Raw genomic sequence first — 9,607 nt, 5'->3', positions numbered from 1 at the left:
CGCCGTCAATTCCGACCACGGTGCCCGAACGCCTCCTACCGAGGTAGGAGCCGGCGCCGCGTCGCCCGTCCGGGGGAAGGACCGGATCGGCACTTCACTCCGAGGACATCGGGGGTCGCCGACTCCAGACTTCATCGGCAGGCGTCCGGACCGACCGGACCGCCGAGGAGGTCGTCGTCATGTTCACTGCGCTCGCAGCCACGACGACCTGCACGCCGGTGAGATCGAGCCTCCCTGCGGCTGTGTAGGTGGCGCTAGCCGCGCTGGCCGTCCCCGGGAGGTGGGACTGAGGCCAGCCAGGCAATGCTGTTAGCCTCGTTTGAGGTCATGAGTGCCAGCTCGAAGCCCCGGCTGCTGGCCGGCAACCCTCCTACGCGGGTGGGGTGCCCCGGGTGAGGACCTGGCCCGGCGCACCGTGCGCCCGGCAAGCCGCGAACGGAGTGTTGCTGTGCCATTCCCGACGAAACTGACCGTACCGCTGCTCGACGGTGAACTCGTTCGCTTGGAGCCGCTCGGGCGTCAGCATGCCGCGGACCTTGCCGTAGCCGCAGAAGAGGACCGCGCCTCGTACCGCTTCACCTGGGTGCCCAGGGCGGAGACGGTGGGCGATTACATCGATGAGCAGCTGGCGCGGGCGGCGGCCGGGAGCCTGATGCCGTATGCGCAGGTGGACAAGGCATCGGGGTGTGCGGTCGGGGCGACTGCCTACTGGGATCCGCGGCTGTGGCCGGACCGCGACGAGTTGTGCGCGGTTGAGGTGGGCTTCACCTGGCTGGCTGCTTCGGCCCAGGGCAGCGGGCTGAACACCGAGGCCAAGTTCCTGCTTTTCGCGCACGCGTTCGAGCAGTGGCAGGTGGCCCGAGTCGATCTCAAGACCGACGCTCGTAACCAGCGCTCCCGTGCGGCGATCGAGCGCGTAGGGGCGCGATTCGAGGGCGTACTGCGCTGCTGGTCGCGGTCGTGGACACCGAACGAGGAGGCGTCGCTGCGGGACTCCGCAATGTACTCCGTCCTCGCCTCGGAATGGCCAGCCTGCCGCGTTCGACTACAGACAAAGCTCACCACTGGTCACCGAGGGCACGATTCAGCCGAGTCAAGGTAGCAAGGCGGCAATACTCCGAACACGGCACGGCGACTCTGACCCGCCACGATCAGGTAGCCCTTCATCGACAGTTGCGGATGGGGCCGAGCCTCGTCTGCGGCCATCGCGCCAATCGGATCCGGCGCGGCCGCGACACGACCGTGGGCGGCCTGGGGTGACGAAGCCAGCGGGCGACCTGGGGCTCGTGCCGACAGGGCGTTGAGCCCGCTCCACCGCCTTGGGTTCAACTCGACCGGAGTGAGTCGTCGAGGCGCGCGCTGGTGGCGACGGAACAGATATAAGACTAGACTAATATAGGCGAGGTCGCTACCGTGCTTCTTCCACAAGGAAACCTGGAGCACTCCGCCATGAAGCTCACCGTATCGATCGAGATCGCCCTGCCGCGGGAGAGGGTGGTCCAGTTGCTCGCCGACCCCGCACACCTGCCGAAGTGGCTGCGCGGCATGGTGCTGCACGAGCCGCTGAACGGGATGCACGGGCAGGTCGGTACCGAATCGCGCGTCGTGCTGCAGACGGGGCAGCAGACGATGGAGGCCACCGAGACCATCACGCGCCGGGAACCGGCGAACCTGCACGGGATCCCGAGAGACATCGTCGTTCACTTCGAACGCGAGCTCGTCGCCAAGGGCATGTGGAGCGCCGCGCGAGACCGACTGACTGAAGCCGGGCCAGAGACGACCCTCTGGGCGCAAGAGAACGAATACCGGTTCAGCAGCTTGCCGATGCGACTGGTGGCGCCCTTCCTGCGCGGTGCCTTCCGCAAGCAGTTGCAACAGCACATGCAGGACTTCAAGGCGTTCGCCGAGCAGGGAACGGACGTCCGCGAAGCGAAGGGCTGACCCACGCGCCGGCGATCAGCGGTGGCTACGTCGATCTAGTGGCCCGTCACGCAGCCTCGACCGGGCAATCAGGAAGCCGGTAGGGCGGACGCGCGCAGTGCCGCGGCCAGCCACTCGAACGGGAACCGCTCCGGCGGCACGTTGTTCACGGCGGTGACCAGCGCCATGTACCGGTCGTACGGTCCCTCCGGCTCCGGCGGCGTGCGATCCCATTCCGCGCCCGCCAGCATGTGGTCGGCCGCTTGGATCCGAAACTCGGGCGTGTCCGGTATCCCGGGGCTGTCCGGTGTCGCGAAGATGCCGGTCAGCCACCCGATCCACCGGTCGGCGATCTCCCGCCCCCTGGGCGAGTCCGGCGGCACCCGCTCCCGCGCCGCGTCCATTACCGGCTGGCCGATCGCCGCGCCTGCTTCCAGGGCGTCCAGCATCGGCGACGAGGTCATCAGCGGCCCGGCCCCGGTGGTGCACACCTCGTACAGCTCACGGCGTACGGCCTGCCGGACCTCGGTGTCCCGGACCAGCTCGGCCAGCTCGATCCACGCCTCCAGTTGGGCCGCGGTGGGATGTTCGGGCAGCTCCGGCCGGGCCGCCCGCCACCACTCGACCATCCGCTCCGGCGGCTCCCAGCCGGTGGAGACCTCGGTCCAGAACTCGTCGATCAGCCGGTCGCGTTCCTCGTCCGGCATGCCAACCAGCTTGTGCATCAGCGTGACCTGCTCGGCCGTGGAGTCCTGCCGCAGGATGGCCGACAGCACCGCGCGACGGCTGCGCAGCCGTGCCTCCTGCCGCGCCAGCAGGGCCAGGTGGGTGGCGGCCAGCTCGCGCAGTGTCGCCTCGCCGGCCAGCACCCGCCGGATCTCGTCCAGGCCGGCGTCGAGTTCCCGTAGCGTCCGGACCAGTTCCAGCCGGGCGATGGCCGACACGTCGTACAGGCGGTGGCCGGCCGGGGTGCTGGCGGCCGGCGTGACGACACCGGCGTCCGCGTAGTACCGGACGGCGCTGACGCTCAGGCCGGTCCGCCGGGCGACATCTCCGATGGGATACAGCTCGTTCGAGTCCACGACGTCCACTATGCGATCTCAAGCGGCTTGAGATACAAGCCCTTAATCGGTCGCCTGGCAATCTCGGGAGACGGCCCAGGCTAGGTCGACCGAGCCGTTCGGTATGTGAATGCGCTCGGTCCGGCTCCCCTGGGATTCGTGGGAGGACGGCCAAGGGGGCCTTGGGCTGCGACGACCAGCTCCGATCACTCGGAATGCGGCACACTCAATTCGGCTGCTGCTTCTGGACCGGGCTCTTGCTCCAGCCCGAGGCCCGCACCGAAGTCGCTCAGACGTCGGTGTGCGCTGGCGAGAGCTGTGTGAGGACGGCGTCGACGAGCGTGTCGGTGAACTTTGGGGACGCGGTCTGGCCGCTGACAAGGACGCGGTAGTAGATGGGCCCGACGATCTGGTCGACGGCAAGGTCGATGTCGGTGTTGGCGTTGAGTGCGCCGCGGGTGACTGCGCGTTCGAAGGGGAGCCGGTCGTAGCTGCGTTGCTTGCCGAGGTGCTCGAAGCGTAACCGGGCGGCGAGTGCAGGGTCGTGCTGGGCTTGGGCGGTGAGGGCGCGGAAGACCGCGCCGGCGTCGGACTCGGTCAGGAAACGGGCGATCTTGCGGGCGTGGGTACGCAGGTCCTGTCGAAGGTCTGCCGTGTCTGACGGGATGAGGGCTTCAGCGGCGTCCTGGACGAAGGCGTCCATGAGAATGTCGTTCTTCGACGACCACCAGCGGTAGATCGTCTGCTTGGCTACCCCGGCGCGTTCGGCGATCCCCTCGATGGTCAGTCGCGAGTATCCGACCTCTACGAGCAGGCCGTCGGCGGCTTCCAGCACGCTCTGACGGGCTTCTTCACTGCGGCCGTGCCTGTTCCCGCGGTGTCTACCTGCGGTGCCGCTGGCGTCAGCACCCATATATCCGTTCCCTTCGACTGTGCGACCCTAGCACCTTGTCTAGACGCAACGGTGCGTCTATGGTAGCGCCAATGAACACGCTGACGACGACTGACACGGCCGCTGTTCTCGATCGGCTGTTCGCGGCCGCCGACCTCGAAGAGGTGAACCCCGCGCCGTGGCCGCTGGACACGCCCTTCGCCGACGCCTCGGCAAAACAGCGCGCCGATGCGCTGGCCGGGGAGTACATGCCGATCTCCAGGTCGGGCGGTCAACTGCTCTACGCGCTCGTACGCCATGGCCGACCCGAGACGATCATCGAGTTCGGCACCTCCTATGCCACCTCCACGATCCACCTGGCCGCTGCGGTCGCCGACAACGGTATCGGGCACGTATGGACGACCGAACTCAGCCAGGCGAAGGTCGACGCCGCGCGCAGGAACCTGGAGCAGGCCGGCGTAGCCCAGTACGTGACGGTCCTGGCAGGCGACGCTCTCGAGACTCTGGCCGAGGTCCGCGGACCTATCGGCCTGCTGCTACTCGACGGCTGGAAAGACCTCTGTCTGCCCGTGCTGCGGCTGCTCGAAGACCGCCTCGCCCCGGCCGCCCTCATCATCGCCGATGACACCACCTTCGCGAACATGGCCGACTATCTCGCCTACGTCCGCAATCCCGCACACGGATACGTCACCATCGCGTTCCCCGTGGAGGACGGCATGGAAATCAGCTGCCGAACCTGACGCTGCTTCAGGAGCACGCCTTCGGCCAGACTGCATTGCACCGCAATGGGGGCCGTTGCATAGTCGCTGGGTGGACGTGTTGCATCCCGATTCAACCCGGGGTCAGATCGCTTGGGCGAGTTCGGTGAACGCAGCGGCGATTCGGAGCCCGGGTAGTGCGTCGTGTCCGAGTTCGTAGTGTCCAGCCCCGGACGGCTGGCGGGTGGCGGCTCGGGCCGGCATCCCCGCCGCCGGTAGCCCACTGAGCACCTGCCGACCCACACTGCCGCGGGCCCCGAACGACGATGGTCATGACCTCGGTCCTGCAACCTCAAGCCGACCTAAGCGGCGGATGCGTTGCGTCGGGCGCGTTCTCGCTGCGACGTCTGGCAGGATCTGCGGATGGATCCGATTCGGGTGGCAGAGATCGAGCCTGGCGAGTATTCCTTGTGCCTGGTCGCGGGGACCACCGACGTGGACGACTTGATCGTCGAACTCGGTCACGAGCCCAACGGTGAATTTTGGGCAGGGATCGCGGAGCTACTCGTCATGACGGAGGCGTCTGCGCTTGCAGGAGGCTTCTCGCCTGATCCGGAGGGCGGCGCTTTCTATGCGTACAGCAACGATCGAGGCGTGCTCAACGACCTCGCGAACAGGCTTCGCCTGGTCGCGACCGACGGCAATCGGCTGCGACAGCTGATGGATTTCGCCGACGCCAACGGATTCGAGTTCGATGACTGATTCGGCGCTACCGGAACGCACTCAGTTCGGCAGACGTGAGTTGATGGTGACGCCGGTGTTTCTGAGGACGTCGCTGCCGCAAAGTCCAGTCCCCGGCGGCGTCGAGCGCTCGCACGACGGTGAGCCGTACCGGGTCGGCGAGCGCGCTACGGATGGGGTGAATGCGGCGGCCGGGTTGGTCTCCAGGGCGTAGGGCGCATCGTTGGTTCGCTACATGCCACAGTCGCGGCAGGACGGTCGAGGCGCAGCGGGGACCTTCCATGGCGGCGACAGTGACAACCAGCTCCCGTGATCGGAAAGGCGGCAAGGCGGCGGGTTGGATATTGCCGAGAGTCGATGTACGGTGGGAACGCTCCCAGATCACGTCCTCCACTCCACCTGCTCGAGGAGCTGAAACATGTCGCGACGGCGATGTCGCTCGGCCACCATGCTGGCCGGCCTGCTCGTTCTGGCCCTGTCTGCGCCCCTGTTGCCACCGGTGTCGGTGGCCAGCACCGCCGCGGCCGGCGCATCCCACACCCGCGCGGTGCCACTCGCTGAGCTGACCGTGGTGTCCGAACAGGTGGCTTTCGGTCTGCGGCGTCCGATCGCCCTCACCGGGCTGCCGGACGGCCGGATGCTGATCGCGGAGAAGGACGGCACCGTCCGCGCCTACCACCCCGACACCGGCTTGGCGGCCGAGCCGGTGCTCGACCTGACCGCTCGGATCGACACGTCGGACAACGAGCGCGGCCTCCTCGGCATCACGCCTGCGCCGAACTTCGCGCGGACCGGGATCCTCTACGTGGCCTACACGAGCCTGCCTGCCGGCGCGCTGACCCTGGCACGAGTGCCCATCGGCGCTCCTGACCGGGTGCAGGTGCTGCTCACCCAGGAGCACGCCGAGTACGGCAACCACAACGGCGGACAGGTAGCGTTCGGCCGCGACGGTTACCTCTACTGGTCCCTCGGCGACGGCGGCCACGCGAACGACCCGTTCAAGTCCGGTCAGAACCTCGGCACCCTGCTCGGCAAGATCCTGCGGATCGATGTCAACCGCACCTGCGCGGCGAAGCCCTACTGCGTGCCCTCCGACAACCCGTTCGTCCGCACGCGCGGCGCGCGGCCAGAGATCTGGCTCTACGGGCTGCGTAACCCGTGGCGGTTCTCCGTCGACCCGGTCGACGGCTCGCTGTGGATCGGTGACGTCGGCCAGGGCCTCGTCGAGGAGATCAACCATATCCGCCCGTGGCAGGGTGGGGCGAACCTCGGCTGGTCCTGCCGGGAGGGCACCCCGGTGTTCGACTCAGAGCAGTGCCGGCCGGGCGTACGGTACACCGACCCGGTCTTCGAGTACCCGCATTTCATGACGGAGAGCTGCTCGGTGACCGGCGGCGTGGTGTACCGAGGGTCCGCCACCCCGGAGGCATGGGGGACCTACGTCGCGAGCGACTACTGCTCGACCCTCGCGTTCGCCGTGCGTCCCAAACCGACGGGCGGCTACGAGTCCGCCACGATCGGCAACTTCCCCACCCAGCCGACCGCGATCGACACCGACGTGCACGGCGAGCTGTACGTGCTCAGTGACCTCCCGGGATGGCTGAGCCGGGTGCGGTTCGAGCGGGTCCAGCCAGCCTCTGGCGGCAGGGTGGCGAACCGCTGAACCCCGCGCGGGGCAATCCCTTCGCATCCGCCAAGAACCCCTGGGGGACGGCCGCGTCCGGGCGGCCGTCCCCGCCCCACTCCGATGCGGGCCTCGGGTGCGTATCTTCTTGAGTGACCTGCGTGATGTGTCTCGATGTCTTCCTGTTGGGGTTGTCCGGTGGCTTTACGTAGGGCTCGTCAGCGAACCACCGACAACCGGGCGAGTGACGGGCGAACCGAGCGGCGTCGGCCAGCAGTGGGGTGAATCGCCGCACCTGGCCGTACACGGTCACGTGGTCCACCTCAACGCCCCGCTCTACGAACAGCTCTTCGACGTCGCGGTAGGAGAGGTTGAAGCGCAGTACCACCAGACCGCGAGAACGATGCCCCGGGTCCTGTCCACTACCGGGGTGACGATGATCGGGTCGGCGAAATCGCGACCTGCCCGATCACGGCCTTCAGTGAGCCGTCGTGAGAACTCATGGTCATCTGTCGGACGGTCAGATGCCGTCAAGGTCGGCGGGAGCGATTCCGTTTGCGTAGGCGAAGATCACCAGTTGCACCCGGTCGCGGGCGCCGACCTTGGCCAGCACGCGGCCGAGGTGGCTCTTCACGGTCGCCTCGGTCACCACCAGCTTCTCGGCGATCTCTCCGTTGGTCAGTCCGCGGGCTACGAGGATGAGTACCTCGCGTTCGCGTGGGGTCAGCGAGTCGAGCAGTGGGGAAGGGCGCACGGCGATGGACGGGCGAGCGGCGAACTCCTGGATCAGGCGGCGGGTGACGGTGGGCGAGAGCAACGCGTCACCTGCGTCGACCACGCGGATGGCCTCCAGGAGGCGGTCACGTGGCGCGTCTTTGAGGAGGAAACCCGCCGCGCCTGCGCGCAGTGCTCCGTAGACGTATTCGTCGAGATCGAACGTGGTGAGGATCAGTACCCGCGGAGTGTGGTCGCGTCCGGGCGCAGTCAGGCGCGTGGTCGCCGCGACGCCGTCCAGGACAGGCATCCGGATGTCCATGATGACCACATCCGGTCGTAGTTCGGCTGCACGCGACACCGCCTCGGCGCCGTCCTGCGCCTCGCCGACGACGTCGATTCCGTCCTGGGTGTTGAGAAAGAGCCGAAGACCGGTGCGGATCAGTTCCTGGTCGTCGGCCAGCAGAACCCGGATGCTCACGGGCACACCGTAATCGGCACGTGCGCGGCGACGCGGAAGCCGCCTTCTGGACCAGGTCCTGCCGCGAAGTTCCCTCCGAGGAGTCGGACGCGTTCGCGCATGCCGACGAGCCCGTGGCCGCCGGGAGGGTGCTGTCCCGATGGCCCCACTCCGCAGTCGGACACCTCGAGCTCGATGTGGCCCTGCCCGGTCTTGAGTCGGACGAGCGCGTGGTCGGTCTCGGCGTGGCGCAGGGCGTTGGTCAGGGCTTCCTCGACGATTCGATAGACCGACAGGCCGACCCCTTCGTCAAGGACAGGCGGTTCGCCGTCGATCTCAAGGCTGACCGAGAGGCCGACCGCACGGAAGGTGGCCGCCAGTTCCGCCAGTTCAGCCAAGCCCGGCAAGGGCCGGTGCGATGCTGCAGAGGATGTCGCGGTGGGCACTCCGGAGCGCAGCAGTGCCAGCAGTCGGCGCAGTTCCACGATGCTCTGCTCACCGCTGGACTCCACCCGGCGCAGCACGTCGGCGGCGACGTCGGGTGCCGTCGGAAGGACGTCTCTCGCGCCGCGTACGCCGACCAGCATCACCGTGACCGAGTGCGCGACGATGTCATGAAGTTCGCGCGCGATCGCGGCTCGCTCCTCGTGCGCTGCGATCGCTGCTCGCTGTTCACGTTCGGCCCGCCTCGCGGCGGCGCGGGCACGCACGTCATCGTGGTGCCGGCGGCGATTGCGTAGGGCGGCGCCGACCGCCCACACAGCCACCGGCGGAGGCACCGAGGTCACGGAGAGCGCCACGAGCACGACCGTGGCGCCGATCAGTGCCACCACCGACACTCGGGCCCGACAGCGTTCGGCGACGGTGAACAGTGCGACACAGACCAACGCGCCACCTGGGGACTCGCCCAAGGCAAAGAGGAGACCGGTAGCGGCGAGCATGGCCGCCAGCGAAAGGACCGGGTACCGGCGCCGACCGAACAGTGCCGTGCCGGCGGTCACAGCGAGGAGCACCGTTACCGGGCGGACCGGGGACTCGTCGTCGTAGAGAAGGGACAATTCGCCCACGACGCCCACCATGACAGCAAGGAGGTCGACCAGCACCCGCTCGGCGCGGGGGCTGAGCCACCGCCCGCCCCCCAGCCGGCCGCGCAACTGGAGGGCGTTGTACCAGGTCATGAGCGTCATCCTAGATCCCGACGTCGTTCGGCGACCACGGCGAACACCGCCAGCCCGACGGCCCAGGCGGCGAGCGCCAGGGCGGAGGCGGACAGGGAGTGTGTCGAGCCGTGCACACCCCGGGTGAGCACCTGAAGGCTGCCGAAGGGGGTGTAGTCGACCGCCGAGGTGTTGATCATCCTGATCAGTGACGGTGCGACGAAGTAGACGACGATGCCGGCCACCACCGCGGCGATCTGGTTTCGGAGAAGACCACCAAGGGCGGCGCCCACCAGCACCGAGAGCGTCCCGGCGAGAACGCATCCGCCCGCCAACGAGA

At 68.1% G+C, this 9,607-nt stretch carries 10 protein-coding genes, 1 pseudogene and 1 riboswitch; of the genes and pseudogenes, 5 read left to right on the top strand and 6 right to left on the bottom strand.

Annotated features, from left to right (window positions below; genetic code table 11):
• The first annotated feature begins 323 nt into the window (after nucleotides 1-323).
• Nucleotides 324-437, top strand: a riboswitch (SAM riboswitch).
• A gap of 11 nt (nucleotides 438-448) precedes the next feature.
• Together ACFP2T_RS38860 and ACFP2T_RS38855 are read left to right on the top strand one after the other, a co-directional pair.
• Nucleotides 449-1,102: a GNAT family N-acetyltransferase gene (locus ACFP2T_RS38860; RefSeq protein WP_377431247.1), complete on the top strand. Its 654-nt coding sequence runs from the start codon at nucleotides 449-451 to the stop codon at nucleotides 1,100-1,102.
• Nucleotides 1,103-1,449: 347 nt separating this feature from the next.
• Entirely contained in the window at nucleotides 1,450-1,941 is a 492-nt protein-coding gene (locus tag ACFP2T_RS38855; protein ID WP_377431245.1) for an SRPBCC family protein, read from the top strand.
• Between the two features lie 68 nt (nucleotides 1,942-2,009).
• Here ACFP2T_RS38855 and ACFP2T_RS38850 read toward each other — a convergent pair whose 3' ends face one another.
• Both ACFP2T_RS38850 and ACFP2T_RS38845 read right to left on the bottom strand, forming a co-directional pair.
• Nucleotides 2,010-3,002 carry a MerR family transcriptional regulator gene (locus ACFP2T_RS38850; RefSeq protein ID WP_377431242.1) on the bottom strand — a complete coding sequence of 331 codons (993 nt, stop codon included), beginning with the start codon at nucleotides 3,000-3,002 and terminating at the stop codon, nucleotides 2,010-2,012.
• A 268-nt stretch (nucleotides 3,003-3,270) separates the two neighbouring features.
• A complete protein-coding gene (locus ACFP2T_RS38845; protein ID WP_377431239.1) occupies nucleotides 3,271-3,816 on the bottom strand; it encodes a TetR/AcrR family transcriptional regulator in 546 nt (181 codons plus the stop codon).
• A gap of 149 nt (nucleotides 3,817-3,965) precedes the next feature.
• Here ACFP2T_RS38845 and ACFP2T_RS38840 point away from each other — a divergent pair, with 149 nt between their 5' ends.
• From ACFP2T_RS38840 to ACFP2T_RS38830, 3 genes are all read left to right on the top strand, one after another.
• Nucleotides 3,966-4,613 (top strand): O-methyltransferase, encoded by a 648-nt coding sequence (locus ACFP2T_RS38840; protein WP_377431237.1) that lies wholly within the window; start codon nucleotides 3,966-3,968, stop codon nucleotides 4,611-4,613.
• 381 nt (nucleotides 4,614-4,994) lie between these two features.
• Entirely contained in the window at nucleotides 4,995-5,333 is a 339-nt protein-coding gene (locus ACFP2T_RS38835; protein WP_377431234.1) for an Imm51 family immunity protein, read from the top strand.
• A 397-nt stretch (nucleotides 5,334-5,730) separates the two neighbouring features.
• The gene (locus tag ACFP2T_RS38830; RefSeq protein ID WP_377431231.1) at nucleotides 5,731-6,975 is read left to right on the top strand and encodes a PQQ-dependent sugar dehydrogenase; all 1,245 of its coding nucleotides are present in this window, start codon (nucleotides 5,731-5,733) and stop codon (nucleotides 6,973-6,975) included.
• Between the two features lie 163 nt (nucleotides 6,976-7,138).
• Here the strand turns inward: ACFP2T_RS38830 and ACFP2T_RS38825 are convergent.
• From ACFP2T_RS38825 to ACFP2T_RS38810, 4 genes and pseudogenes are all read right to left on the bottom strand, one after another.
• Nucleotides 7,139-7,377 (bottom strand): annotated as a pseudogene (locus ACFP2T_RS38825) (hypothetical protein); the annotation flags it as partial.
• Nucleotides 7,378-7,456: 79 nt separating this feature from the next.
• Nucleotides 7,457-8,137: a response regulator gene (locus ACFP2T_RS38820; protein WP_377431228.1), complete on the bottom strand. Its 681-nt coding sequence runs from the start codon at nucleotides 8,135-8,137 to the stop codon at nucleotides 7,457-7,459.
• Entirely contained in the window at nucleotides 8,128-9,213 is a 1,086-nt protein-coding gene (locus tag ACFP2T_RS38815; RefSeq protein ID WP_377431225.1) for a sensor histidine kinase, read from the bottom strand. The genes ACFP2T_RS38820 and ACFP2T_RS38815 overlap by 10 nt, the downstream gene beginning before the upstream one ends.
• An 80-nt stretch (nucleotides 9,214-9,293) precedes the next feature.
• Nucleotides 9,294-9,602, bottom strand: a complete 309-nt coding sequence (locus tag ACFP2T_RS38810) for a hypothetical protein (RefSeq protein WP_377431222.1) — start codon at nucleotides 9,600-9,602, stop codon at nucleotides 9,294-9,296.
• Between the last annotated feature and the right edge of the window lie 5 nt (nucleotides 9,603-9,607).

This window comes from Plantactinospora solaniradicis (assembly GCF_042658085.1).
GTDB classification, from domain to species: Bacteria; Actinomycetota; Actinomycetes; order Mycobacteriales; family Micromonosporaceae; genus Plantactinospora; species Plantactinospora solaniradicis.
The sequence above is the reverse complement of the archived record's forward strand: the minus strand, read 5'-3'. Positions and strand labels throughout refer to the sequence as shown.

Coding starts and splice junctions, on each gene's coding strand:
- ACFP2T_RS38840 (WP_377431237.1), top strand. CDS start 3,966: ATGAACACGCTGACGACGACTGACACGGCCGCTGTTCTCGATCGGCTG.
- ACFP2T_RS38830 (WP_377431231.1), top strand. CDS start 5,731: ATGTCGCGACGGCGATGTCGCTCGGCCACCATGCTGGCCGGCCTGCTC.
- ACFP2T_RS38835 (WP_377431234.1), top strand. CDS start 4,995: ATGGATCCGATTCGGGTGGCAGAGATCGAGCCTGGCGAGTATTCCTTG.
- ACFP2T_RS38855 (WP_377431245.1), top strand. CDS start 1,450: ATGAAGCTCACCGTATCGATCGAGATCGCCCTGCCGCGGGAGAGGGTG.